The sequence below is a fragment of the Streptomyces sp. NPDC107562 genome (assembly GCF_055657325.1).
In genome coordinates, this window is the sequence record NZ_JBVKBE010000005.1 from 189,088 (window position 1) to 214,189 (window position 25,102).

Annotated in this window: 24 protein-coding genes; 13 read left to right on the forward strand and 11 right to left on the reverse strand. The window is 72.0% G+C overall.

Features of this window, described 5'->3' with window-relative positions; all coding sequences use genetic code 11:
- Nucleotides 1-115: 115 nt before the first annotated feature.
- Nucleotides 116-1,033 (reverse strand): hypothetical protein, encoded by a 918-nt coding sequence (locus tag ACZ7LV_RS17275; RefSeq protein WP_471940170.1) that lies wholly within the window; start codon nucleotides 1,031-1,033, stop codon nucleotides 116-118.
- Between the two features lie 135 nt (nucleotides 1,034-1,168).
- On the opposite strand from ACZ7LV_RS17275, the gene ACZ7LV_RS17280 reads away from it, so the two are divergent.
- Nucleotides 1,169-2,038, forward strand: a complete 870-nt coding sequence (locus ACZ7LV_RS17280) for a helix-turn-helix domain-containing protein (RefSeq protein ID WP_471940171.1) — start codon at nucleotides 1,169-1,171, stop codon at nucleotides 2,036-2,038.
- Between the two features lie 28 nt (nucleotides 2,039-2,066).
- Here ACZ7LV_RS17280 and ACZ7LV_RS17285 read toward each other — a convergent pair whose 3' ends face one another.
- The 7 genes from ACZ7LV_RS17285 to ACZ7LV_RS17315 form a co-directional block, all read right to left on the reverse strand.
- Nucleotides 2,067-3,257: a thiolase family protein gene (locus ACZ7LV_RS17285; RefSeq protein ID WP_471940173.1), complete on the reverse strand. Its 1,191-nt coding sequence runs from the start codon at nucleotides 3,255-3,257 to the stop codon at nucleotides 2,067-2,069.
- Nucleotides 3,254-3,895 carry a CoA transferase subunit B gene (locus tag ACZ7LV_RS17290; protein ID WP_471940175.1) on the reverse strand — a complete coding sequence of 214 codons (642 nt, stop codon included), beginning with the start codon at nucleotides 3,893-3,895 and terminating at the stop codon, nucleotides 3,254-3,256. Before ACZ7LV_RS17290 ends, ACZ7LV_RS17285 begins: the two co-directional genes overlap by 4 nt.
- Complete coding sequence (locus ACZ7LV_RS17295; protein ID WP_471940483.1) at nucleotides 3,892-4,650, reverse strand: CoA transferase subunit A; 759 nt, start codon at nucleotides 4,648-4,650, stop codon at nucleotides 3,892-3,894. Before ACZ7LV_RS17295 ends, ACZ7LV_RS17290 begins: the two co-directional genes overlap by 4 nt.
- A gap of 2 nt (nucleotides 4,651-4,652) precedes the next feature.
- Nucleotides 4,653-6,419 (reverse strand): FAD-dependent oxidoreductase, encoded by a 1,767-nt coding sequence (locus tag ACZ7LV_RS17300; RefSeq protein WP_471940177.1) that lies wholly within the window; start codon nucleotides 6,417-6,419, stop codon nucleotides 4,653-4,655.
- 18 nt (nucleotides 6,420-6,437) lie between these two features.
- Nucleotides 6,438-8,354 carry a maleylacetate reductase and hydroxyquinol 1,2-dioxygenase domain-containing protein gene (locus tag ACZ7LV_RS17305; RefSeq protein WP_471940179.1) on the reverse strand — a complete coding sequence of 639 codons (1,917 nt, stop codon included), beginning with the start codon at nucleotides 8,352-8,354 and terminating at the stop codon, nucleotides 6,438-6,440.
- A 175-nt stretch (nucleotides 8,355-8,529) separates the two neighbouring features.
- Nucleotides 8,530-9,384 carry a DUF427 domain-containing protein gene (locus ACZ7LV_RS17310; protein WP_471940181.1) on the reverse strand — a complete coding sequence of 285 codons (855 nt, stop codon included), beginning with the start codon at nucleotides 9,382-9,384 and terminating at the stop codon, nucleotides 8,530-8,532.
- 100 nt (nucleotides 9,385-9,484) lie between these two features.
- Nucleotides 9,485-10,354, reverse strand: coding sequence for an alpha/beta fold hydrolase (locus ACZ7LV_RS17315; protein ID WP_471940182.1), 870 nt, complete (start codon nucleotides 10,352-10,354; stop codon nucleotides 9,485-9,487).
- 154 nt (nucleotides 10,355-10,508) lie between these two features.
- Between ACZ7LV_RS17315 and ACZ7LV_RS17320 the strand changes: the two genes are divergently transcribed.
- Nucleotides 10,509-11,027 (forward strand): CGNR zinc finger domain-containing protein, encoded by a 519-nt coding sequence (locus ACZ7LV_RS17320; RefSeq protein WP_471940184.1) that lies wholly within the window; start codon nucleotides 10,509-10,511, stop codon nucleotides 11,025-11,027.
- 52 nt (nucleotides 11,028-11,079) lie between these two features.
- Nucleotides 11,080-12,819: an MOSC domain-containing protein gene (locus ACZ7LV_RS17325; protein WP_471940185.1), complete on the forward strand. Its 1,740-nt coding sequence runs from the start codon at nucleotides 11,080-11,082 to the stop codon at nucleotides 12,817-12,819.
- 90 nt (nucleotides 12,820-12,909) lie between these two features.
- Here the strand turns inward: ACZ7LV_RS17325 and ACZ7LV_RS17330 are convergent, their stop codons facing one another.
- Nucleotides 12,910-13,557, reverse strand: a complete 648-nt coding sequence (locus tag ACZ7LV_RS17330) for a TetR/AcrR family transcriptional regulator (protein ID WP_471940187.1) — start codon at nucleotides 13,555-13,557, stop codon at nucleotides 12,910-12,912.
- A 154-nt stretch (nucleotides 13,558-13,711) separates the two neighbouring features.
- On the opposite strand from ACZ7LV_RS17330, the gene ACZ7LV_RS17335 reads away from it, so the two are divergent.
- Nucleotides 13,712-14,446, forward strand: coding sequence for an SDR family NAD(P)-dependent oxidoreductase (locus ACZ7LV_RS17335; RefSeq protein ID WP_471940189.1), 735 nt, complete (start codon nucleotides 13,712-13,714; stop codon nucleotides 14,444-14,446).
- A 118-nt stretch (nucleotides 14,447-14,564) separates the two neighbouring features.
- Nucleotides 14,565-15,038: a carboxymuconolactone decarboxylase family protein gene (locus ACZ7LV_RS17340; RefSeq protein WP_471940191.1), complete on the forward strand. Its 474-nt coding sequence runs from the start codon at nucleotides 14,565-14,567 to the stop codon at nucleotides 15,036-15,038.
- 67 nt (nucleotides 15,039-15,105) lie between these two features.
- Here ACZ7LV_RS17340 and ACZ7LV_RS17345 read toward each other — a convergent pair whose 3' ends face one another.
- Nucleotides 15,106-15,888 carry a DUF899 family protein gene (locus ACZ7LV_RS17345; RefSeq protein ID WP_471940193.1) on the reverse strand — a complete coding sequence of 261 codons (783 nt, stop codon included), beginning with the start codon at nucleotides 15,886-15,888 and terminating at the stop codon, nucleotides 15,106-15,108.
- A gap of 314 nt (nucleotides 15,889-16,202) precedes the next feature.
- On the opposite strand from ACZ7LV_RS17345, the gene ACZ7LV_RS17350 reads away from it, so the two are divergent.
- From ACZ7LV_RS17350 to ACZ7LV_RS17375, 6 genes are all read left to right on the forward strand, one after another.
- Nucleotides 16,203-16,772, forward strand: a complete 570-nt coding sequence (locus ACZ7LV_RS17350; protein ID WP_471940195.1) for a 2Fe-2S iron-sulfur cluster-binding protein — start codon at nucleotides 16,203-16,205, stop codon at nucleotides 16,770-16,772.
- On the forward strand, nucleotides 16,769-17,755 hold the full coding sequence (locus ACZ7LV_RS17355; RefSeq protein WP_471940196.1) for an FAD binding domain-containing protein: 987 nt from the start codon (nucleotides 16,769-16,771) through the stop codon (nucleotides 17,753-17,755). Before ACZ7LV_RS17350 ends, ACZ7LV_RS17355 begins: the two co-directional genes overlap by 4 nt.
- 9 nt (nucleotides 17,756-17,764) lie before the next feature.
- Nucleotides 17,765-19,993: a molybdopterin cofactor-binding domain-containing protein gene (locus tag ACZ7LV_RS17360; protein ID WP_471940198.1), complete on the forward strand. Its 2,229-nt coding sequence runs from the start codon at nucleotides 17,765-17,767 to the stop codon at nucleotides 19,991-19,993.
- A gap of 79 nt (nucleotides 19,994-20,072) precedes the next feature.
- The gene (locus ACZ7LV_RS17365) at nucleotides 20,073-20,867 is read left to right on the forward strand and encodes a class I SAM-dependent methyltransferase (protein ID WP_471940199.1); all 795 of its coding nucleotides are present in this window, start codon (nucleotides 20,073-20,075) and stop codon (nucleotides 20,865-20,867) included.
- 198 nt (nucleotides 20,868-21,065) lie between these two features.
- Entirely contained in the window at nucleotides 21,066-21,482 is a 417-nt protein-coding gene (locus ACZ7LV_RS17370) for a hypothetical protein (protein WP_471940200.1), read from the forward strand.
- Nucleotides 21,483-21,631: 149 nt separating this feature from the next.
- Entirely contained in the window at nucleotides 21,632-22,339 is a 708-nt protein-coding gene (locus ACZ7LV_RS17375) for a response regulator (protein ID WP_471940202.1), read from the forward strand.
- Here the strand turns inward: ACZ7LV_RS17375 and ACZ7LV_RS17380 are convergent.
- Complete coding sequence (locus ACZ7LV_RS17380; RefSeq protein ID WP_471940203.1) at nucleotides 22,317-22,724, reverse strand: response regulator; 408 nt, start codon at nucleotides 22,722-22,724, stop codon at nucleotides 22,317-22,319. The genes ACZ7LV_RS17375 and ACZ7LV_RS17380 overlap by 23 nt on opposite strands.
- Nucleotides 22,725-22,945: 221 nt before the next feature.
- Between ACZ7LV_RS17380 and ACZ7LV_RS17385 the strand changes: the two genes are divergently transcribed.
- Together ACZ7LV_RS17385 and ACZ7LV_RS17390 are read left to right on the forward strand one after the other, a co-directional pair.
- A complete protein-coding gene (locus ACZ7LV_RS17385) occupies nucleotides 22,946-23,359 on the forward strand; it encodes an ATP-binding protein (RefSeq protein ID WP_401670309.1) in 414 nt (137 codons plus the stop codon).
- A gap of 160 nt (nucleotides 23,360-23,519) precedes the next feature.
- The gene (locus ACZ7LV_RS17390; RefSeq protein WP_471940485.1) at nucleotides 23,520-25,043 is read left to right on the forward strand and encodes a sensor histidine kinase; all 1,524 of its coding nucleotides are present in this window, start codon (nucleotides 23,520-23,522) and stop codon (nucleotides 25,041-25,043) included.
- The last annotated feature ends 59 nt before the right edge of the window (nucleotides 25,044-25,102 follow it).

Sequence of the window (25,102 nt, forward strand, 5' to 3'; positions counted from 1 at the left end):
TGCCCGGGAAACGGACGGAGGTGCGGGGCTCCGCCGTGAAGCGGAGCCGCTCCGCGTGGATTGCCGACCGGAACGAGATGTCCTCCGCCCCTCGCTCCGGCCGCGCGCTCGCCGTTCAGGGCGGTTCCTCGCTGTCGTCGGCGGTGCGGCGGCGACTGGTCCGCGGCGGCAGCTTCCCGTCCTCGCCGCGCACCCTGCGCGGACGTGCGCCGCCCTGACTCCGGGTGACGCCACCTCGGTCCTGCGCCGCTCTGCGCGAGGTGCTCCGTTCGCGGCCGGCCTCGTCCGCGGTGTCCGTCAGGCCCGTGGCGCTCTCCACCGCGCCTTCGGCGGTGTCGCGCACCTCCTCGCCCGCCCTTCCGACGGTCCCGCCCGCCTCCTGACCGACGTCCTCCACCGCGCGCCCCGCCGCGCCGCCCACCTCGCCGAGGGTCCTTCCGGCCCCCTCGCCGACGTCCTTCGCCACCGAGCCGACACCCTGGCCCACGTCCCGTACGGCGCCCCCGGCACCCCGGCCCACGTCCTGGACGGCGGCACCGGCGCCCTGCCCCACGTCCTGAACGGCCCGTCCGGCACCCGTGCCCAGCTCGCCCACGGCCTGCCGGGCCCCGCCACCGACGTCCTGCACGGCCGACCCGACTCCTCGCGCCAGCTCACGCAGGAGCTCCGGGTTGCGGTCGAGGGTGGTGAGCACCCGGTTGATGATCGTCGCGACGTTGTCCAGACGCACCCTGAGCTGGGCCTGCGCCTCGACGCCCGAGATGCCGAGGTGCACCCGGCCGAGCGAGACGTCGGCGCCCACGTTCAGCTTCAGCAGGTCCAGTACCTCGGCCTGCAGCGAGACCCGCGCCCGCAGATCGTCGACGTCCAGGTCGATCTCCTCGACCTTCAGCACGGGGACGTCGAGGAAGACGTCGGGCTCCGCGTCGGCCGCCCCCCGTGCGCCGTCGTACGGCTCGGACTCCTCGTACGGCTGCGACTCCTCGTACTCGTCGTCGCCGTACTCGTCGTCGTACTCGTCGTCGCCGCGCATCGCCGCGCCTCCGCTGTGTCGCCGGATGTTCTGTCCAGTTTGATCCAGTACGGGAGGCTCTGCGCGATCGCTCCGACCGGGCGGCGCTATACTTCATCATTCAACAAGCTTGTGGGTGCCCGAGGAGGTCGCACCGTGGCAGAGCTCGGCCTGGCCGACACGGTGGGGATGCTGCGCCTGCCCGGTGTGCGGCCCCGGTACAGCAGCGCGGGGCTCGGGTGGGAACACCTCTACCTCTCCGCCCAGACGGAGCAGTCCTACCGGGCTACGTTCGCGCCCGCTCCCACGCATCTGCTGATCCTGCACCTCAGCGGGCCGGTCACGGTGCGCCGGGGCGAGGGCGGCGCGGCCCGGTCGCGGACCGTTCCGGCCGGTGGGCTGTTCTTGCAGCCGGTCGGCCGGGAGCTCAGCGTCGAGCTGGGCGGCCCCCTGGACACGGTGCACGCCTATCTGACGGACCAGGCCCTGCGCGACGCCAATGAGGGGCGGACCGTCGAGCTGTCCGAGGAACTCGGCGCCACCGATCCGCTCGCCGAGCAGCTCGTGATCGCGCTGGACGTCGCGGTGCGCCGCTGGGAGCCGTCGGCCCGCACCTACGTGGACCACCTGACCGGCATGCTCGCCGCGCAGCTCGCCCGGCGGCACGCCGCCCGCCCGGCGGCGCGGGTCCCCGTACGCTCCGGGCTCTCCGCCCGGCAGCTCGCCGCCGTGCAAGACCTCATCGGGGAGCGCCTCGCCGAGCCGCTGCCGATCGCGGATCTGGCCGCCGTCGCGTCGCTCAGCGTCAGTCAGTTCACCCGCCAGTTCCGCGCCAGCACCGGGCAGTCCCCGCACCAGTACGTGCTCGGCCTTCGCCTGGAACACGCGTGCCGGCTGCTGCGCACCGGGTCGGCGCCCATCGGGCAGGTGGCCATCGAGTGCGGGTTCTCCCATCAGGAGCACCTGACCCGGGTGATGCGCGCGCGCATGGACACCACCCCGGCCGTGGTGCGCCGCCAGGGGTGAGAGGGCGGCGAGGACCGCCCTCCCCCGCTCAGCGTTCCAGCACCAGCGCCAGCGCCTGACCCACTCCGATGCAGAGCGCCGCCAGACCGGTGCCCGTGCCGGCCGCGGCCAGCTGGTGGGCGACCGCACCCGCCACTCGGGCCCCGGAGGCGCCCAGCGGATGTCCGATGGCGATGGCGCCGCCCCGCGGATTGACGACGGACCTGTCGAGTTCGGGGAGCGCCGCCAGGCAGGACAGCACCTGGGCCGCGTAGGCCTCGTTCAGTTCGACGGTGCGCAGGTCGGACGCGTCGACCCGCGCCTTGGCGAGCACCTTGCGGATGGCGTCCACCGGGCCCAAGCCGAAGTACTGCGGCTCGATGCCCGTGACCGCCGCCGCGCGTACCCGGGCCAACGGTTCGCGGCCGATCGCGGCGAGCCCCTCCTCGTCGGCGAGGAGCAGGGCGGACGCGCCGTCGTTCAGCGGCGAGGCATTGCCCGCGGTGATGGTGCCCTCGGGCAGGAAGGCCGGCTTCAGCTTGGCCAGTGCCTCCAGGGAGGTGGTGTCGCGGATGTTCTCGTCGCGCGGCAGGTCCACGCCGTCGACGGCCACGACCTCGCGCTCGTAGCGGCCCTCGCGCCACGCGGCGGCGGCGTTGCGGTGGCTGGCCAGGGCGAAGGCGTCCTGCTCCGCGCGCGTCACGCCGTACTTGGCGCCCACCAGTTCGGCGCTCTCGCCGAGCGGAATCGTCCACTCCTGGGGCATCCTCGGGTTGACCATGCGCCAGCCCAGGGTGGTGGAGTGGAGCTGCTGGTCCTTCGCCGGGAAGGCCCGGTCCGGCTTCGGCAGCACCCACGGGGCCCGGCTCATCGACTCGACGCCGCCGGCCACGGCGACCGAGGCGTCCCCGAGGGCGATGGCGCGGGCTGCCTGGACGACGGCCTCCATACCGGAACCGCACAGGCGGTTGACGGTCGCGCCGGGCACGCCGACCGGCAGGCCTGCCAGCAGGACGGCCATCCGGGCCACGTTCCGGTTGTCCTCGCCGGCGCCGTTGGCGTTGCCGAACAGCACGTCGTCGATGCGGGCCGGGTCCAGGCCGGGGCTGCGTTCCACGAGGGCGCGCAGCACGCCGGCGGCCAGGTCGTCGGGGCGTACGCCGGACAGTGCGCCGCCGTACCGGCCGAAGGGGGTGCGCACGGCGTCGACGATGTACACATCACGCGGTCGTTCGATCATTGGGGGCTCCTGACGATGAGGGATGCGGACGTGCGGTCGACGACCTGGTCCGTCGTCACGCCCGGGGCGGTCTCGACGAGTACGAGTCCCTCGGGGGTGACGTCGAGGACGCACAGGTCGGTGATGACACGGTCGACGCAGGCCCGTCCGGTCAGCGGGAGCGTGCACTCCTCGACGATCTTGGAGCTGCCGTCCTTGGCGCAGTGCTCCATCAGCACGACGACCCGTCCCACGCCGTGCACGAGGTCCATGGCGCCGCCCATGCCCCGGATCATCTTTCCCGGGACGGCCCAGTTGGCCAGGTCGCCGCGGGCCGAGACCTGGAGCGCGCCGAGGACGGCGGTGTCGATGTGGCCGCCGCGGATCATGCCGAAGGACAGCGCGGAGTCGAAGAACGACGCTCCCGGCCGTACCGTCACGGTCTCCTTGCCGGCGTTGATCAGGTCGGGGTCGACCTCGTCCGGCGCCGGGTAGGGCCCGACACCGAGCAGCCCGTTCTCGGAGTGCAGGACGACGTCCACGCCCGGCGGCAGGAAGTCCGCCACCAGCGTGGGCAGCCCGATGCCGAGGTTCACGTAGGCGCCGTCGCGCAGTTCGCGTGCGGCGCGTGCCGCCATCTCCTGTCTGCTCCAGCTCATCGCTCGCGTACCGTCCTCTTCTCGATGCCCTTGTCGGCCGCCTGCTGCGGGGTCAGCGCGACGACACGCTGGACGAAGACGCCGGGCAGGTGCACCTCGTCGGGGTCGAGTTCGCCCGGCTCGACCAGTTCCTCCACCTCGGCCACCGTGATCCGGCCGGCCATGGCGGCCAGCGGGTTGAAGTTGCGGGCCGCCCGGTGGAAGACGAGATTGCCGTGCCGGTCGCCGCGGGCGGCGCGGACGAGGGCGTAGTCGGTGGTGACGGCGTGTTCCAGGACGTGCTCGACGCCGTCGAACACGCGCACCTCCTTGGGCGGTGAGGCGACCGCGACGGAGCCGTCGGGGGCGTAGCGCCACGGCAGGCCGCCGTCCGCCACCGGGGTGCCGACGCCCGCGGGTGTGAAGAACGCCGGGATGCCGCTGCCGCCCGCCCGCATGCGCTCGGCGAGCGTGCCCTGCGGGATCAGCTCCACCTCCAGTTCACCGGCCAGGTACTGGCGGGCGAACTCCTTGTTGTCGCCGATGTAGGAGCCGGTGACGCGGCTGATGCGACGTGCCGCGAGCAGCACGCCGAGGCCGCGGCCGTCGACGCCGCAGTTGTTCGACACGACGGTGAGGTCGCGCGCTCCGGACTCGTACAGCGCGCCGACGAGTACCTCCGGGACACCGCTCAGTCCGAACCCACCGACGGCGAAGGACTGTCCGTCCGTGACGTCGGCCAGCGCCTGCGCGGCCGTGGCCACCTGCTTGTCCATGGTCACCGCCCCAGGATCCGGCGCAGCGCGTCACGCAGCTCGTCCCGTGCCTCCGGGGCGGCCCCCGGCGCGGCGCCGCGGCGCCAGGCCACATAGCCGTCCGGTCTCACCAGCAGCACCCCGTCCTCGGCGATCTCGCTCACCCTGCTCCATTCGCCGTAGGCGTCACGGGAGTCGTCGTCGCCGATGCGTACGAGGCGCAGGGGTATGCCGAGTTCGTCGCGGCAGGCGTCCGCCGCCGCCTCCCAGACCCCGCCCGACAGCCCGGTCAGCACGGTGAACTCGCCCTTGCCGACGGCGTCGAGGGTGGAGAGCCGCTCGCCCTCGCCGTCCACGAGCCAGGCGTGCGGGAGTTTGGCACCCGGGCAGGTCGTGGGACGGGACACCAGCTCCGGGTCGTCCTCCCAGTGCTCGGCGGCGGCCGCGTCGTCGGCGAGGACCGCGCCGGAGACGTAACGCTGGTTCATCTCGACGCCGTGCGCGTTGAACTCGTAGTTCTTGAGCTGGATGGCGTCCTCCAGCAGGCGGCGGCGCTTGGCGCCCTCGGCCGTGCCCGCGCGCAGGGTGGCGATTCCCTCGGCGATGCCCTGCTCGTCGCTGTCCGCGCCGACGCCGAGCGTGTCGAAGACCGGTCCGAACTGGTCGCGGCTGAGGTTCGCGCGTTCCACGATCTGCCGCCCCACGGGGGCGCGTTCGGCCGAGTAGCTGTCCAGCAGTTCCGGCTCCGCCTCGCCGCGGACCACCATGGCCAGCTTCCAGGCCAGGTTGTACGCGTCCTGGACCGAGGTGTTGGAGCCGAGTCCGTTGGACGGCGGGTGACGGTGCACGGCGTCGCCCATGCAGAACACCCGCCCGGACGAATAGGCCGAGGCGTAGGTGTGGTTGACGGTCCACAGGGAGGTGGACGTGATCTCCACGGGCAGGTCGGGGACGCCGATCAGATCGCGTACGATCCGGCGCGCCTCCTCCTCGTCCACCGAGGGCGGCGGCTGCTCGATGTCGTAACCCCACACCAGCAGCCACTCGTTCCACGGCCGCACCATGCGGACCAGGCCCATGCCGATGCCGCCGGTCGCCGCGCCGGGGCGCAGCACCCAGTACAGGACGCTGGGACGGTGGGCGCAGTACTGGGCGAGGTCGGCCTTGAAGACGATGTTCATGCTGCCGGCCTTGCCCATGCGCCCGTCCATGGGGAGGCCGATCTGCTCGGCGACGGTACTGCGTCCGCCGTCGGCGCCGATCACGTAGCGGGCCCGTACGGTGAACTCGTCGCCGCGCACCCGGTCGCGCAGCAGGGCCGTGACGCCGTCCTCGTCCTGGGTGAGGCTCAGGAACTCGGTGTCGAAGCGGACCTTGGCGCCGCGGGCCGCCGCGTTGGTGGTGAGGATCGGCTCCAGGTAGGTCTGCGGCAGGTCGATCATCTCGCACGGGCTGGTCGACGCGTACTCGGTCAGGGAGCCGGGCCCGGTGCCCCAGCTGCGGATCCGGCCGATCTCCTCGCCCGTGAGCGCGGTGCACAGCACCGTGTCCCCCATGAGGTGGGACGGGCTGCCGTGCGCCAGTGCCTCGGACTCGACGCCCAGATCGCGCAGGACCTCCATGGTCCGCTGATTGGTGATGTGCGCCCGGGGAGTGTTGGCGAGCCAGCCGTACTTGGTGACGAGGAGGGTACGGATGCCGTAGGTGGCCAGCATCAGGGCGGCCGAGCCTCCGGCGGGGCCGCTGCCGACGACGAGGACGTCGGTGTCGTAGGTGTCCGTGCGGGTCATGGGTGGCCGTCTCCTCGTTCAGTCGGTAAGGGGAGCGATGCGGAAGGCGTGGTCCAGGCGGCGCCACTCCCCGTCGACGGCGCGGCCGTCCGGGGTGGGCCCGGTCTGCGGGGCGAAGTCGACGACGAGCTGGTCCTTCACGCCGAACACGGTGTCGCCGTCGAGGTAGGCGCCGCCGGCCACGAACAGCTGGGTGACGAGCCGGCGGTGGCCGGGTGCGTCGATCATGAAGTGCAGGTGCGGCGCCCGGTAGGGGTGGCGGCCCACCGCGGCGAGCATCTGTCCCACGGGCCCGTCCTGCGGGATCGGGTACTCCGAGGGCAGGATCGACCAGAAGGTCAGTCGCCCCTCGGCGTCGCTGCGCAGCCGCGCCCGGAGCACGGGGCCGTCCAGGTCCGGCAGCTGCACGTCGTAGAAGCCGTCCTCGTTGGACTGCCAGACGTCGACGACGGCGTCCTTGACCGGGACACCGGCCGTGTCGGTGATGCGGACGTCCGCCCACAGCGGGGTGCCGGGCAGGCCGCCGGAGATGTCGCTGCCGTGCGCGGCCTCGGGCGGTCCCTCCACGTAGAAGGGGCCGAGGACCGCGGACGGGGTGGTGTCCGGGGTGCGGGAGTTGGTCAGCAGGTCCACGGCGCTGGAGACGCCCAGCACGTCCGAGAGCAGCACGAACTCCTGCCGGGTCGGGCCGCACAGCTCGCCCGTCCGGGTCAGGAAGTCGATCGCGTACTGCCACTCCGCGTCCGTGACGTCCTGCTCGGACACGAAGCTGTGCAAGTGCCGTACGAGGCCGGTCAGCAGGGTGCGGACCCGGGCGTCGGGCGCGCCGGCGAAGCTCGCCACGACCTGCTCGGTGAGCCGGGCCGTCGTGACGTCGGTGGTGTGGGACTCCTGGGGCCGACGGCCGTGCCAGGCGTCGGACAGCAGGCTCTCCAGTCCTGCGGCCGTCAGTTCCCGGGGGTTGGGGTACGGCGTCGCGGCCGCGAGCTCGGCGGCGCGGCCCAGCTCGGACTCGGGCATGCCCAGCTCACGCAGCGAGGCCGGTCCGCCGAGCGAGGCGATCAGGTCGTACACGCCGCTCGGAGCGTCGGGCACGTCCAGTGCCCGGGCGATGCGGCGCATGGCCTCCGGGGCGGCGGGCGCGTTGTAGGCCATGGCGTGCGGCAGGATCACGGTGTGCGTCTCGGCGTGCGGAAGCCCGAAGCTGCCGCCGAGGGTGTGGCAGAGCTTGTGGTGCAGGCCCATGCCCACCGTGGCGAGGCAGGTGCCGGCGAGCCAGGCGGCCTGCAGCAGGTCGGCCCTCGCCTCCTGGTCCCCGGGGTCGGCGGCGAGCCGGGGCAGGGACCGCCCGATGAGGGAGATCGCGTCGAGGGCCCGTCGGTCGGTGACCGGGTCGGCGTCGGCGGAGTAGAGCGCCTCCACGGCGTGCGCCAGCGCGTTCACACCGCTGGTGATCGACAGGGGCAGAGGCAGGGAGAGCGTGAGGTCCACGTCGTAGACGACGGTCTCCGGCAGGATCGCGGGCGAGGAGCGGGTGACCTTGTGGCCGTCGCGCGTCTCCCCCAGCACGGGGGTGACCTCGGATCCGGCGTACGTGGTCGGTACGACCACCTGGGGCAGCCCGGTGCGCACGGCGAGCGCCTTGGACAGGCCGGTGGTCGAGCCGCCGCCGACGGACACGAGGCAGTCCGCGTCCGCCTCCCTCAGCACGGCGAGCGCCGCTTCCGTCACGTCGGTCGGCGTGTGCATGGCCGCGCCGTCGAACTCGGCGGCCAGCAGACCGCCGAGGCCGGCCCGGACGCGCGCCGACGCGTCCGCGAGCGCCGGGCCCGAGAGCAGCAGCACCCGGGTACCGCCGAGGCGGCGTACCTCCTCGGCGAGTGCCCCGACGGTACCGGGACCGAAGATCACCCGTGCCGGATGGGAAGTGTGCACGAACGCCCGCATGGTCCATCGCCTCCGCGTGTCGGTCGGATCACGGTTGTGCCTGGCCACCGAGTGTGCGGGTTACGGGCGCGTGAACTCCTGCACGTTCGGGGCGTGCCGTTGCACGAAAGGCGCACGGGAGGTGGCTCCCAGGGGATCCGGCCGGCCGTCGGGGCGGCGGGCCTCAGCCGGCCTCGTCGACGTCCAGGCCTCGGTCGATGCCGTGCGGGACGACGTGCTGACCGGGTTCGAGAAGCAGCGGCCTGCCGTCGAGCGAGACCTCCACCTTGTCCGGTTCGAAGGACACCAGGTCGCCGATCCGGTCGACCTCCCGGTACGCGGTGCGGTACGTCCACGCGGCGCGGCGCGCCTCGCCGATGTCGTAGTAGTCGCACAGGCCCTTGTAGGGGCAGAAGGTCCGGCCGCCGACGGCGCGCAACCGGCTCTCGTCGATGTCGGCGCGCGGGACGTACCAGCGTGGGGCGAACCCCGACTCGAAGAGCACCAGGGGGTGTTCGGAGCGGGCGATCACGGTGTCGCCGAGACGGACCTCGAGGACGCGGGAGGTGTTGCGGATGTCGATGCGGTGGTAGGGGTCCGCGGCATGTCCCAGGATGCGGTCGTCCTCCTCGTGGAAGGCGTCCATCGCCCGCCAGGCGAACGCGACATGACCCTGGAGGACGGCCGCGTGCGGGGGCAGCCCCGTGAACTCCCAGGCGGCGCGCTCGGTCGTACGGTCACCGGCGCGCACCGCGTACCAGGTGGTGTCGCCGAGGTCCCGGTGCCGGGTGACCTTGCCGCTCGCGACCAGAGCCTCCGCCCCGACGTCCGCGTGGGGGAAGTAGGCGACGGGGTAGCGGCCCGGTTCGTGGAGCAGCGTCACCTGCTCGCTGTCGGCGATCCAGATGTCGTTGAACCTGACGCGCATGCGGCGGCGCAACCGCTCGGCGAACAGGAGGCGTTCGGGCAGAGGGGCCGGGGTCAGGAAGTGCCCGACGGTCCCCGGGGCGAGGGGGCCTTGCTGCCAGGACAGTCCCATGGCGTGCTCCTTGGGGTGTCGGGGGCGAAAGGGGCGGCAGGGGGGGTGCGCGAGGTCCGGTGCCCCGAGGCGTCCGCGAACCGCCCTCATGCCCGGTACGTCACACGAGGGCGCGTGCGAGGAAGTCGCGGATGTGCTCGGTGATGGTCTCGAGATGGCTCTCCAGGGCGAAGTGCCCGGACTCCAGCAGACGGACCTCGGCATCGGGGAGATCGTCGCGGAACGCCTCCGCGCCGGCGGGGCCGAAGATCTCGTCGCCCGCGCCCCAGACCGCCAGGAGCGGGACCTGGGAGTCGCGGAAGTACTGGTGGATCCGCGAGTAGAGGTCCACGTTGGTCGGGTAGTCGCGGAAGAGCTTGAGCTGGATCTCGTCGTTGCCGGGACGGTCCAGGAGCGCCTGGTCGTGCACCCAGTTGTCGGGGCTGACCAGACTGGGGTCGGCGACACCGTTCAGGTACTGCCAGCGGGTGATCTCGGGGGTCAGGGCGGCCCGCATGGGTCCCTCTGTGTCCGGGCCGGGGGCCTGGGCGTAGGCGAAGGCGCCGTCCCAGAAGGGCTTGACGAAGCCCGCCTCGTACGCGTTGCCGTTCTGGGTGATGATCGCCGTGACGCGCTCCGGGGACCGCAGGGCCAGCCGCCAGCCGATGGGGGCGCCGTAGTCCTGCACGTACATCGCGAAGCGGTCGACACCGAGTTGCTGGAGCAGTCCGTCGGTGACGTCGGTGAGGGCCTCGAAGGTGTAGGGGAAGTCCTCCAGGGTGGGCATCGCGGACTGTCCGAACCCGATGTGGTCGGGAGCGATCACGCGGTAGCGGTCGGCGAGCTCCGGGATCAGCCGGCGGAACATGTGTGAGCTGGTCGGGAAGCCGTGGAGGAGCACCACGACCGGCGCTCCCGGGTCGCCTGCCTCGCGGTAGAAGACGTCGAGACCGTCGACGGTGGCGGTGCGGTGGTGAACCGGTGAGATCATGTCTCTAACCTTTTTCTCGCGCTTCGGTGGTTATGTTTTTCAGTGCAGCACACCCGACCTAACCTGTCAAGATGGTCACAGAGGTTAGGCCCACAAGGTGTCTACCGTGGTGTGGTCATGTAACCTGCTCAGTAGATGTGATTGGTTAGGAGATATGGCGGTGGCCGACCCCGAGCAGCAGGAGACCCTGCTGGAGCTCCTCAACAGCACGCCGTTGATCGGCGGCGTCGTACGGGACGCGCTGGCGGACCCGGACGCGGCCGAGCGATGGCAGCGGGCCCACGGCGGCACCGGAACCGTGGACGAGCTGCGCCACCTGCTGCGGGCGCGCGAGACCCTCCAGGACGTGGTGCGCGGCAGTCTCCCGGCGACCTCGCTGGCGCCGCTCCTGAAGGGCGTCGTCTCCCGCCCGCACGTGTCCTCCGACGGGGTGTCGTGGCAGCTGGACGCCCCCGCCGAGCGGCGGCTGGCCGCCGAGGCCGTGCTGGCGTGGAACGAGACGCGGCAGACCCAGCCCGACCGGCTGCGGCCGTGCGCCAATCCGGAGTGCCGTCTCTTCCTGATCGACCGCAGCAAGACGAACATGGCCCGCTGGTGCTCCATGGCGGTCTGCGGCAACCGCATGAAGGCCCGACGCCACTATCAGCGCACCAAGGGGGCCGTGCCCGACTAGCAGTTCACGCCCGGGAGCAGACCCCGGCCGACCACCCCGCAGGAGGTCCGCGATGGCAACGCTGCTGTCCGTGAACGTAGGGATGCCCCAGGACGTTTCCTGGCAGGGAAGGACCGTCCGCACCGGGGCGTGGAAAGCACCCGTCCAGGGGCCGCGCATGGTCCGCCGCCTGAACGTCGAGGGCGACGGTCAAGGCGACCTGGCCGGGCACGGCGGCGAGATCCGGGCCGTGCTCGTCTACCAGCTTCAGTCCTATGAGTACTGGCGGAAGCAACTGGGCCGCGACGATCTGACGTTCGGGAGCTTCGGCGAGAACTTCACCGTCGACGGCCTGCCCGACGAAGAGGTGTGCATCGGCGACCGGTACCGCATCGGTGAGGCCGAGTTCGAGGTCACCCAGCCCCGGGTGACCTGCTACCGCGTCGGCATGCGGCTGGGCGAACCGGCCATGGCCTCCTTGCTGGTCGCCCACCACCGGCCCGGCTTCTATCTGCGGGTGATCACAGAAGGCCGCGTGCAGGCCGGCGACGCCGTCACCCTGACCCGCAGGGGTCCCGAAGAACTCAGCGTCGCCGACACGGACGCGCTGCTCTACCTGCCAGGCCGTGATCCCGAGACGCTGCGCAGAGCACTGAACATCCCCGCCCTCAGCCCCGGTTGGCAGCAGTCGTTCCGCGAGCTGGCCGCCGCCGGACAGTCCGGGCAGGCCGGGCAGTCGGGACAGCCGCCGGGATGGCCCGGGTTCAGGACCATGCGCGTGGCCCGTATCGTCCCCGAGACCCCCACCGTCTCGTCCATCTACCTCGACAGCACCGACGGCAGCGACGGCCCGCCCCTGCCCGAGGCCCGCCCGGGACAGTACCTGTCCCTCCGGCTCCCGGTCGGCGGCGCCGCCCCTGAGGTGCGCAGTTACTCCTTGTCCTCGGTGCCCACGACCAGCACCTACCGCATCAGCGTGAAGCACGAGCCGCACGGGAAGGTCAGCGGTTACCTTCATGCCGCGCTTCACCCGGGTGACTTCGTGGACGTCGCGAGTCCGCGCGGCACGTTCGTGCTCGAAGGGAGCGACCGGCCGGTCGTCCTCGCCTCCGCGGGAATCGGTGTCACTCCTGTGCTCGCCATGCTGCACCACCTCGCCGCCGCACGGGACCCGCGGCCCGTGTGGTGGATCCACGTCGCCCGCGACCGGGCCCAGCACGCCTTCGCGCAGGAGGCCCGCGGGCTGCTGGCAGAACTCCCCGACGCGCACGAGCACGTCTTCTACACCGCCGAGAGCCGCCGGGACGGGGAAGCGGACATCTCCTTCGGTCGCCCGACCGCCGCCTCGCTCACGGCCCTCGGCGTTCCGGCCGACGCCGACGCCTACCTCTGCGGGCCGACCTCCTTCATGGACGGCCTCAGCGGCCTCCTGCGCGACCACGGCCTGCGCCCCGAGCGGATCCACTCGGAACTGTTCAGCGCCCTGACCGCCGTCAATCCCGGTGTCACCGCCACCGCCGCGACCCGTCCGCATCAGCCCGCCGGCCCCCCGGGCGCCGGCCCCCTCGTCACCTTCGCCCGCAGCGGGATCACCGCACCCTGGTCGGCCGCTCGCACCTCGCTGCTGGACCTCGCCGAGGCCTGCGACATCCCGACCCGCTGGTCCTGCCGCACCGGTGTGTGCCACACCTGCGTCACCCCGCTCGTGGCGGGCGACGTCACCTACACCACCCCACCGCTCGAACTCCCCGAGCCCGGGACCGTCCTGGTCTGCTGCAGCGCACCGACCACCGAGGTCGTCCTCGACCTCTGAGCGACGGCCTGCGGCGGGCCGCGGGGCCGACTCCGGACGGGCGGCGCGACTCGGCGGACGCCGTCCGTCACTTCGCGGGGGCGGAGTCCGTCACCTCGCGGGGGCGGAGGGGGAATCGCCGAGGTCGAGGCGCCCCGGGGGCGGGTGCGGCAGGGTGCGCGCGCCGGCGGCGCTCAGGCCGTCGAAGGCCAGCGCCAGGTAGCGGCGCCAGGCCTGTGGCTGCGTGGCCAGCAGGGGCTCCGCCGTCTGGTGAATGCCACCGAGGAGCAGGACGATGTCCGTTCCCGTGACGTCGTCGCGGATCGCCCCCTGCTCCCGGGCGCGGACGGTGAGCGTCTCCACCACGCCGCAGAGGCGGCCGATGGCGTCCCGCACCTCGGCATGCTGCAACGACGGCCGTCCGATCACTTCGCAGAACGCCCGGTCGGCGGCGAGCGTCTCCACTCCCACGGTCATGAACTCCCGCAGCGCCTCCCCCGCGTCGTCGGCCGAGCCGAGCCGCTCCGCCGCGTCGAGCAGCTGGTCGAGCACCTGGAGCATGATCGCCGCGAGCAGGTCGTCCTTCGATGCGAAGTGCCGGAAGACGGTGCCCTTGGCGACACCGGCGCGCTGGGCGATCTCACCCATCGACACGTCCATCCCCCGCTCGGCGAACGCCGACGTGGCGGCGGCCAGCAGCAGGCGCCGGTTACGCACCATGTCCGACCTCGGGTTGGCAGGCGTCGTGGCTCCGGTCATGTCCTCCTCCTCCGTGCGCAGAAGCCTACCAGCAAGGTGACCGACGGGTCATCTTGGGTGCTACGCTCAACATGACCCATCGGTCATCTTCTGCCGCGCCGCCCGTGGCCCTCCTTCGGAGCGCCCGGCGCAGCCACGTATCTCGGAGGTCGAAATGAGCACACTCACAGGAAAAGTCGCCCTGGTCACCGGCGCTTCGTCGGGCATCGGCCGGGCGACGGCCCTCGCTCTGTCGGAGGCGGGCGCCAAGGTGGTCGCCGGGGCGCGCAGGACCGACCGGCTGGAGACGCTGGCGAAGGAGGCCCCCGGTGAGCTGCTGCCGCTCGCGCTCGACGTCACCGACCAGGGGTCGGTGCAGGACGCGGTCACGGAAGCCGTCGGGCGATTCGGCGCGCTCGACGTCGTGGTGAACAACGCGGGCCTCATGCTCAGCGGCATGATCCTCGGCGCGGACACCAGGGAGTGGACGCGCATGGTGGAGACCAACCTGCTCGGCTCGATGTACGTGGTCCACGCGGCGCTGCCCCACCTGCTGCGCTCCAAGGGGACGGTGGTGCAGGTCTCCTCGACGTCGGGCCGCACGGCGTCCCCCGCGGGCGGCGTGTACTCGGCGACCAAGTTCGGCGTGAACGCCTTCTCCGAGGCGTTGCGCCAGGAGGTCACGAAGGAGGGCGTACGCGTCGTCGTGATCGAGCCGGGATTCGTCTCGACGGAGCTGACCGGCCACATCACCGACGAGACGATGCGGGCCATGGCCAGGGACATGGCGGCGTCCATGCGCACCCTGCGGTCCGAGGACATCGCCGCCGCGGTCCTGTACGCCGTCACCCAGCCCGAACACGTCGCCGTGAACGAGATCCTGGTCCGGCCGGTGGATCAGACCCAGTGAGTCCGGGCGAGCACGGGGACTTCGTCGAGCACGTGACGCACACCACAGTTCGTGTCGTCACAGGCGGTGGGGCTGCCCTGTCTGAACTGCGTACCCGGTACCCGACCAGGAGATCCCCATGGAACCGCGTCTGAACTTCTTCGGCAACGCCTTCGCCGGCAAGGTGCTCCGCCACATCAACACCGCCAACAAGGTCGTCACGGAATCCACCCTGCCGACCACCACCCAGGAACTCGTCAAGATCCGCGCCAGCCAGATCAACGGCTGCGGCTTCTGCACCGACATGCACACCAAGGACGCCACCCACGCCGGCGAAACCCAGCAACGCCTCAACCTCGTCGCCACCTGGCGCGAAGCCACCGTCTTCACCGACGCCGAACGCGCCGCCCTCGAACTCACCGAACAAGGCACCCGCATCGCCGACGCCGCCGGCGGCGTCACCGACGAAGCCTGGCACAACGCCGCCAAGCACTACGACGAGGACCAACTCGCCGCCCTCATCTCCCTCATCGCCGTCATCAACGCCTACAACCGCATCAACGTCATCAACCAGCAGCCCGCCGGCAGCTACCAGCCCGGCCAGTTCGGCTGACCACAGCGGCACCGACGCGCGCACCCGGGCCCGGTCGCACGACCGGGCCCGCCCGCATGGGCGGGTGTCAGTGACAACGGCCCTGCCTGCCCAGGCTCTCGACCGGAGTCGCTCCGGGGCGGGTCCACTGCGGCACGGGGCGGCTGGTCGGGCCCCACGTGGCGTCGCCGTCCGCGTCGGAGCGCCAGGACCAGCACGGGGCCTGCCCTTCGGGCCGGCCTTCGGGGTTGTCCTCCCAACGCTCACCGCGGCCGTGGGGCGTCATGTCGAGCAGGCCCAGTGACCCGTTGACCCGCTCGTTGCCTCGTCCGGTCGTGGAGTAGGTGAGGAACACGCGCTCCCCCACACGCAGGAAGCTGGTGAGGTGGCCCATGGGCCCGCCGACCGGCCCCTCCACGTCGCGCACCGAGTACCAGGGCTGGGTGTAGCCCATGAACGCGACATAGGGCGCCACCTCCTCCCAGCGGCCCGTGGTCAGCACGGCGAACGAGACGCCGCGGGCGTTGAGGTAGACGGCGTCCTTCAGATGCCAGGCGGTGGTGGTGCAGCCCTCGCACTGCCCCTGGTGCGGCGCGCCGTCGTACCACATGTGCTGGTAGACCACGAGCTCCTCGCGGCCCTGGAAGAGGTCCAGGAACGGCACCGGGCCGTCGGGGCCGACCACCTCCACCTTCCCGTCGAGCTCCACCATCGGCAGCCGGCGGCGGGCCGCCGCGAGGGCGTCGCCCTCCCGGGTGTGGGCCTTCTCGCGGACCAGAAGCTCGTCACGGGCGGCCTGCCACGTGGCCAGGTCGACGACGGGCGGGTGGCCGGGCAGGGGGGTGTCCGGGGCGTCCGGCGGGGTCGTCATGGTGTCCTCCGTGGTCTCTCGTGCCAGGCAGCGCCGTACGGCGATCCGCGACGGTCACCGGAACAGACCGGTGCTCCGGCCGAAACTCATCGCGGCGACGGGCCCCGGCCGGAACTCGTCGCGGGACCGTTCGGGTCCCCGGCCGCGACCCACCGTCGAGCGACGCGTCGGCCCCGACGCGCGGCGCGGTGAGTTTCGCGAGAGCCTGGGACGGAGGACCGTGCCCGGCGCCGGCGCCGGGCCGCCTCGAGCGCTGCCAGGAGCGGCGGCACCGTCCAGCACACACCCGCACCTAGTGAGGAAGGCGGGCCGCGATGAGCGAAGCGGACATGGACGCCACGGGACCGAACCGGGCCGGTTCGGTCCCCGTCTCGGCGGTCAGGCTGAGCGTCAACCACGAAGTGCGGGAACTGGAGGTGGATCCGCGCACCACGCTGCTCGACGCGCTGCGCGAGCATCTGCACCTGAGCGGGACCAAGAAGGGGTGCGACCACGGGCAGTGCGGTGCCTGCACCGTGCTGGTCAACGGCCGGCGCGTCAACTCCTGCCTGTCGCTCGTCGTCATGCACGAGGACGACGAGGTCGTCACGGTCGAGGGTCTGGGCGACCCGGAGGCCATGCACCCCATGCAGCGCGCCTTCGTGGAGAACGACGGGTTCCAGTGCGGCTACTGCACACCGGGCCAGATCTGTTCGGCCGTCGGCATGCTCTCCGAGGTCGAGGCGGGGTGGCCCAGCCATGCCACCGCCGACGTGGCCGCGCCGGAGGTCGCCCTGACCGACGAGGAGATCCGCGAGCGGATGAGCGGCAACATCTGCCGGTGCGCCGCCTATCCGAACATCGTCGCGGCCATCCGCAGCACGGCGGGAGGTGGCCCGCGATGAGGTCCTTCACCTACGAGCGCGCGACGGACGTACCGTCCGCCGTCGCCTCGGTGTCCGGCAACGGCGCGAAGTACATCAGCGGCGGCACCAACCTGCTCGACCTGATGAAGCTCGGCATCGAGACGCCCAGTCATCTGGTCGACATCAGCCGGCTGCCGCTGCGGGAGATCGAGGATCTCCCGGACGGCACGATGCGCATCGGCTCGCAGGCGGTCAACTCGGTGGTGGCCGGGGATCCGCGCGTGCGCGCCCGCTACCCCATGCTGTCGGAGGCGCTGGTCGCGGGCGCGTCGGGTCAGTTGCGCAACAAGGCCTCCACCGGCGGCAATCTGCTGCAGCGCACACGCTGCCCGTTCTTCTACGACACCGCCGCCGGCTGCAACAAGCGCGATCCCGGATCGGGGTGCTCGGCGATCGGCGGGTTCAACCGCAGCCACGCGATCCTCGGCGCCGGCGACTCCTGCATCGCCACCCATCCGTCGGACATGGCCGTCGCGATGGCCGCGCTGGACGCCGAGATCGAACTGGTCGACGCCGAGCAGGCGGTACGCCGTGTCGCCATCGGGGACTTCTACCGGCTGCCCGGCGAGACGCCGCACATCGAGAACGAGCTGCGGCCCGGTGAGATGATCACGGCCGTCGTCCTGCCCCCGCCCCCACCTGGGCGGCAGAAGTACCGCAAGGTGCGCGACCGGGCGTCGTACGAGTTCGCGCTGGTCTCCGTCGCGGCCCTGATGTCGACCACCGATCAGGGAATGATCAGTGAGGCGCGCGTGGCGTTCGGCGGTGTGGCGCACAAGCCGTGGCGCTCCCCCGAGGCGGAGGCCGCGCTGATCGGCCGTCCGGCGACGATGGCGACGTATCGCGCGGCGGCCGCGGAGGCGATGCGCGACGCGGTGGGGCGGGGACACAACGACTTCAAGATCGACCTGGCCGGACGCACACTGTGCCGCACGCTGGCGCAGGTGGCCGGGGCGAGCTGAGGAGGCGACATGATCGGGCACGCCGTGCACCGCGTCGACGGACCGTTGAAGGCCACCGGCAGGGCCACCTACGCCTACGAGCACTGGGAGGCCGGCCAACCGCTCTACGGTTTCATCGTCGGCTCGACGATCGGCAAGGGCCGCATCAGCCGGATCGACACCGAGGACGCCGAGCGCGCGCCGGGCGTGCTGTGGGTGATGACGTACCTCAACGCGCCGGTCCAGGGCCCGCGCGACGAGTCGATCCCCTTCGAGTACTGGCGCGCCCAGCCGGTGATGACCGGCGCCGACATCCACTACCACGGCGAACCGGTTGCCCTGGTGGTCGCGACGACCTTCGAGCAGGCCCGGGCCGCGGCCGATCTCGTCGACGTCACCTACAGCACCGGCCGCGGGCGTTTCGACTTCGGTGAGTTCGAGGACGACGTGTACATCCCCAAGGTGGTGAACGCGGGCATCCCCACGGACACCGCGGTGGGTGACTTCGACACCGGGTTCGCCGCCGCGGAGGTCCAGCTCGACCAGCAGTACACGACGCCCTACGAGTTCTCGCTGCCGATCGAGCCCAACTCGTGCATGGCCGCCCCGGACGGCGAGGACCTGATCGTCTACGTCAGCTCCCAGATCGTCGACGCGGCGCAGGCCTCGGTGGCCGCCACGCTGCGGATGGACCCGGCGCGCGTGCACGTCGTCACGCCCTTCGTCGGCGGCGGGTTCGGTTCCAAGCTGGGCATCCATTCCGAGACCATCCTCGCGGCGATCGCCGCCCGCGAGCTGGGCCGCCCGGTCAAGATCGCGATGACGCGTCAGCAGGTGTTCCAGCTCGTCGGCATGCGCCCGACGTCGAGCCAGCGGGTCCGGCTGGGCGCCGAGCGCGACGGTCGGCTGACGGCGATCGCCCACGACGTGACCATGCACACCAACCCGGACGTCGAGTACGCCGAGCAGACGGCCGCCACCACCCGCAGCCTCTACGCCGCGCCGCACCGGCTGACCAGCCACCGGCTGGCGGCACTGGACCTGCCGCGGGGGACGGACGTCCGGGCGCCGGGCGAGGCGCCGGGCATGCTGGCGGTGGAGTCGGCGATGGACGAGCTGGCCCACACGCTCGGGATCGACCCGGTGGAGTTGCGGATCCGCAACGAACCGGCCGTCGATCCCGAGCGGGACGTGCCCTACAGCGACCGGCATCTGGTCGAGTGCATGCGCGAGGGGGCGCGCCGGTTCGGCTGGGAGGACCGGCCGGAGACGCCGGCCGGCCGCCGTGAGGGGCGCTGGCTGATCGGGTACGGCATGTCGGCCGCCATCCGCGGCCACTTCCAGGGGCCGACGACCGTGCGCGTCCGGTTGGATGCCGACGGCAAGGCGGTCGTCCTCACGGACATGACCGACATCGGGACGGGCACCTACACGATCCTGACCCAGGTGGCCGCCGAGGGGCTCGGACTCCCGCTGGAGCGGGTGCGCGTGGAACTGGGGCGCTCCGACTTCCCCACCAGCTGGGGGTCCGGAGGCTCGTGGGGCGCCACCAACTCGTGCACCGCGGCGGACCGGGCGTGCGCGGCACTGCGTACGAAGCTGGTGGAGGCGGCGTGTGGTGACGAGCGTTCCCCCCTGCACGGCCTGGATCCGACGGGCGCGGAGTTCCACGGCGGCGGCGTGCGCATCGGCGGGGCCCTCGACGACCTGGGCGAGATCGTCGCGCGCAGCGGTCCCGAAGGGTTCGAGGCGGAGGGCCAGGTCCGCTTCATGGGCGACGACCCGAACTACTCCGAGTACTCGATCAACACCTACGGGGCGCATTTCGCCGAGGTGGGCGTCGACGCGGACACCGCCGAGATCAGGCTGCGGCGGATGCTCGGCGTGTTCTCGGTGGGCCGCGTGTTCAATCCGATCACGACCCGTTCGCAGCTGATCGGCGGCATGATCTGGGGCGTCGGCGCGGCCCTGGAGGAGGAGGCCGTGGTCGACCCCCGCTCGGGCGCCTTCGTGAACCGCGACTTCGCCGGCTACCTGGTGCCGGTGCACGCCGACATCCCCGGCGTCGACGCGGTCGTCCTGGACGGGTACGACGACAAGGCCAACCCGCTGGGCGCGAAGGGCGTCGGTGAGGTGGGCATCTGCGGGGCCGGCGCGTCGGTCGCGAACGCGGTGTTCAACGCGACCGGGATCCGTGTCCGCGACTTCCCCATCACCATCGAGAAGCTGCTTCCCGATCTACCGCTGCTGGAGGCCTGAGACGGTCAACGTCCGCCGACGCCCACGGACTTGGGTGCGTGCCCTGGTCGACCCGCGGTGGCGTCGGTAGCGTTGCCGCGTGGATCAGGAGGAGCGGCTGCTGCACGCCTCGTCGTTCGGCGCGGCGGCGGGCGCCTACGCCGCGCACCGTCCGGACTACGCCCGGTCAGCGGTGAGTTGGGCACTCGCACCCGCGCCCGGCCCCCGTGTCCTCGACCTCGGCGCCGGGACCGGCAAACTGACCGCCACGCTCGCCGCCGCGGGCGCCGAGGTGGTCGCGGTCGAACCCGACCCGGAGATGCTCACCGCGCTGCGCCGCTCGCTCCCCGCCGTCCGGGCCCTTCCGGGCAGTGCCGAGGCGATCCCCCTGCCGGACGGGTCCGTCGACGCCGTGCTGGCCGGCAACGCCATGCACTGGTTCGACATGGCCGTCGCGGGACCCGAGATCGCCCGGGTCCTCTCACCCGGCGGCGTCCTGGCCGGCCTGTGGAACCTCATGGACGACCGGGTCGACTGGGTCGCCGGGCTCGCGAGAATCGGCGGGAGCGCGGTCGTGGGAGCGCGTGACACGCCGTCGAGTTGGCGCGCGGAGACGGCCGAGGCACACCTTCCGAAGACCACCGGGGCCGCCCGGTTCGGCTCGCCGGAGCGGGCCGAGTTCCCGCACGGGCAGCTCCGTACCGCCGACTCCCTGGTCGCGACCCTCGGGACGCGCGCCGGGCTGCTGGTCATGCCGGACGAGGAACGGAACGCCACGCTGGGCCGGATCCGCGCCTTCCTCGCGAGCAGGCCGGAGACCGCCCGCGGCGAGTTCACCCTGCCTCTGCTGACCGGCGTGCTGCGCGTCCGCCCGCGCGCGGGCGGTTCCTGCTAGCGGTAGGCGAGAACCACCGCTGGCTTCAAAGACACCTCTCCCTGCGAGCGCAAAGCTGGAGGCAGTTCGGTTGCCGACCGCGGAGGCGGTGAAGTAGCCGCCACCGCAGGCTCAGCATCACGTGCTGCTGCGGCTGCGCCACGGCGCCCGAAGAAACGACCCGCAGCACAGACTGTTCCGTTTCTGGAAGGACTCATCATGAACGCAAAGGCATCCAAGATCGCGCGCCTGGCTTCCGTTCCTGTCGCCGTGGCAGCCCTGAGCTTCGCAGGGGTCGGAGCCGCCAGTGCCGCCAGTGTCCCCTCGGAGGCGCACAGCGCCTCCGTCACCACGAACCGTCACTTCCACGACGACGGCGACGGCAACTGGTGGAACAGCAGCTACGACGGTGGCTACCACCACGACCGTGGCGGCTACGGGCACGACGGCTACGGCTACGGCGGTCATGGTGGCTACGGGGGTTACGGCGGTGGCCACGGCGGCTACGGCGGTGGCCACGGTGGTTACGGCGGAGGCCACGGTGGCGGCCATGGCGGCGGTCACGGCGGAGGTCACGGCGGAGGTCACGGCGGTGGCGGCCACGGGGGCGGCGGCCACGGCGGCGGCGGCCACTGAGCGCATCCAAGGGCGGGTGAGGGTCCCGCTCTCCCGTCAGGGCCGGTCGGTTCCACCGACCGGCCCTGAGTCGTGTCCCGGCGCGTTCACGCGTGCGGCTCGGCGCCTCGCCGCGTGCCCACCCGCCGAGGCTCGCCGACAATGTGGTTATGACGCCAGGAGCCACCAGCGCCGGGGACGGGCCGTCCGAGGACGGACCGGCCGCGGCGGATCTGCGGGTCGTCCTCGCCGACGACGACGTACTGCTGCGGGAAGGGCTGGCCAGCCTGTTGCAGCGTTCGGGCTGCACGGTGGTGGGTCAGGCCGCCGACGCGCCGCAGCTGCTCGACGTGGTCCGGCAGGTGACACCGGAACTGGTGGTGGTGGACATCCGGATGCCGCCGGGGCAGAGCACCGAGGGGCTGGAGGCGGCACGCACCATCCGGCACGAGTTCCCCACCATGGGCATCCTCGTCCTGTCGGCGCACGCCGAGGTGGAGCACGCGATGGAGCTGCTGGCCAGCGGCCGCAGCATCGGCTATCTGCTCAAGAGCCGCGTGCGTGACGTGGGGGAGTTCCTCGACGCGCTGCAGCGGATCGCCAGGGGCGGCTCGGTGGTGGACCCCGCACTGGTGCAGGAGCTGGTGTCCGTGCGTCGCCGGTCGGATCCGCTGGACGTGCTCAGCGCCCGCGAGCGGGAGGTGCTGGAGCTCATGGCCGAGGGCCGGTCCAACGCCGGGATCGGCCGGCGGCTGTGGGTCACCGAGGGCACCGTGGAGAAGCACGTGCGCAGCATTCTGGCCAAGCTGAACCTGCCGGAGACCGACGACGACCACCGTCGTGTCCGAGCGGTGATCACCTTCCTGGAGGCCCGTTGACCGGGCCGCGCCGATGACTGTCGTGCGCGCCGGCGAGCAGCGCTCCGATCGCGTCGCCGGACAGCGCCGTCTTGCTCAGGAAGCCCACCGCGGGGCTCGCCTCGATCAGGTCCGCGTAGTCGTCCTCGGAGTGGCTGGAGATCAGGATCACCACCAGGGCCGCCGGTCCGGCCTCGCCCTGCAGCCGCACGGCCAGGTCGAAGCCGCACTCGGCGCCGAGGTTGATGTCCACGAGCGCCACGTCCGGCCTGAGCCGCTCCGCGAGCCGCACTGCCTGGGCGCCGTCGGACGCCACGGCCACGACGCTGACTCCCTGGCGCTCCAGCAGGCAGCGAGCGGCACTCAGGAAGTAGTCGTTGTCGTCGACGATCAGGCAGCGCAGCATGCGTACAGAATCCCAGGGCGGTACCTCGGCGGCATCCCTGCTAGCTGTATTCACAGCCGTTCGCGCCGCATTCGTGTGCGCCGCGCCACGCCCTTCCCGCTGACCGGTACACACGTTGGGCGCTGGCCTGGAAGACATCCGGGGGTGGCGGAAGTGACCATGGGAACACATGGCACGGACGGCACCTCCGAGCCGGGCGGCGCCGTCGAAGGAAGGAGGTGATGGCAGTGACGCACGACCACAGCGGAAAGACGTCGGCCCGCCCCTGGGCCCTGGCCCACCTTCCGGAGGCCGCCGGGGAGGCGCGGACGATCGCCCAGGAACTGCTGAGCGGGTGGGGCGTCGTCGGCGACGTCGCGGACTCCGTCCTGCTGACCGTCTCGGAACTGGTCGCCAATGCCGTACAGCACGCGCAACCGCCGCTGTGCATGGGGCTCGGCTGCAACCACGACACCGGACGCGTGCACGTCGAGGTCTCGGACGGAGGTCCTGCCTGCGACGACTGGGCGGCGAACCTCGCCGACGACGAGCACGGCCGAGGGCTGTTGATCATCGATCAGCTCGCCGCCGCCCACGGCGACCGCCGCGAAGCGGGACGCGCCGTCCACTGGGCGGACATCGCCTACGCATGGTGACGCCTCCCGTCCCGCACCGGCCGACTTGGGATTACCCGCGTATGTCATACTTTGGGTAATTACGTCAGTTCTTGTCGGCCAGGGAAGCGATCGGATGGGACGGCGTTGGATCCGCTCGCCGGGTCTACGGTGGTCGAACCGGCTGTTCGCCAGCGTGATCATGGTGGCCGCGATGACAGGGTTCATCGCACTTCTCCGGCCGCACACTGCCTCACTGCACCTCTCGGTGCTCTATCTGCTGGTCGTCCTCCCCGTGGCCGTCGTCTGGGGGACGGGACTGGCGCTGATCACGTCGGTCCTGTGCGTCCTCGTCTACGGATACCTGTTCGTCCCTCCGTTCCAGGCGTTCCCGGTCGCCAACTCCGAGGACATCGTCGCCCTGATCGTCTTCGTCCTGACCGCGCTGGTCGTGGGGCATCTGGCGGCCCGGATGCGGCGGGCCCTGCGGGCGGCGCAGCGCCTGACGGAGGAGCATGCGGCGCTGCGCCAGGTCGCGACCCTGGTCGCCCGCTCGTGTCCCCCTTCGGAGGTCTTCGAGGCCGTCACCCGCGAGGTCGGTCTGCTCTGCGGAGCCGACGTGGCCCGCATGGAGCGCTACGAGGCGGACGGAACCGTCACGGGCGTCGCCGCCTGGAGCCGCAACCGGCAGTCCGATCCGCTGCGGGTGGGCACCCGGTTCGACCTGAGCGGGCTGAGCGTCGCCCGCAATGTGCGCCACAGCGGCCGGCCGGTGCGGATCGAGAGCTTCGCGGGGGCCACGGGGCCGATCGCGCAGGAGGCCCGCGCCAAGGGCATCCGCTCCTCGGTGGGCTGCCCGGTCACCGTCGGCGGGCGGCTGTGGGGGGTCATCGCCGCGTCCACGACCAAGGACAAGCCCTTTCCCGGGGACACCGAGGCGAAGATCGCGAGCTTCACCGAACTCGTCGCGACCGCCGTGGAGAACGCCGAGGCACGCGCCGAGCTGTCGGCCTCGCGGGCCAGGATCGTCAACGCCGCCGACGAGGCGCGCCGACGCATCGAGCGTGACCTCCACGACGGCGTCCAGCAGCGTCTGGTGTCGCTGGTGCTGCTCGTGGGCTCCACGCAGGACATGGTGCCGCCGGAACTGGAAGAGCTGCGGGCGCGGCTGCGTGACGTGGGAGACGGCCTGACGGGCGCGTCGGAGGAACTGCGCGAGATGGCGCGCGGCATCCACCCCTCGGTCCTCGCGACCGGTGGTCTCGTCTCGGCGCTCAAAGCGCTGGCGCGACGCTGCCCCATACCGGTCGACCTCGCGGTCCACACCGTGGGGAACCTCCCCAAGCAGGTCCAGGTGAGCGGCTACTACGTCATATCGGAGGCGCTCACCAACGTGGTCAAACACTCCCGCGCCACGGCCGTCACGGTCACGGTCGCGGAGGACGAGACGGTGCTGCACCTGGCGGTCCGCGACGACGGTGTCGGGGGTGCCGACTTCGACGGGGGTACGGGCCTGGTCGGGCTCAAGGACCGGGTGGAGGCGCTCGGCGGCCGGATGAGCGTCGACAGTCCGCGCTCCGCGGGCACCACCCTGCGGGTGGAACTGCCGCTCTTCCACCAGGACCGTGGCGACTTCGAGCCGGCACGCGGGCCGGCGCTGAGCGCGCAGGGGGCGTCCGGCCGCGCTCCGGACAGCGATCCGCGAACGCGCTCCTCGCCCGCCTGATCGTCGCCGCGCCCGCCGGCCCCGTGATCAGCCGGAGCCCGCCCGCCCCGTGGGCGCGC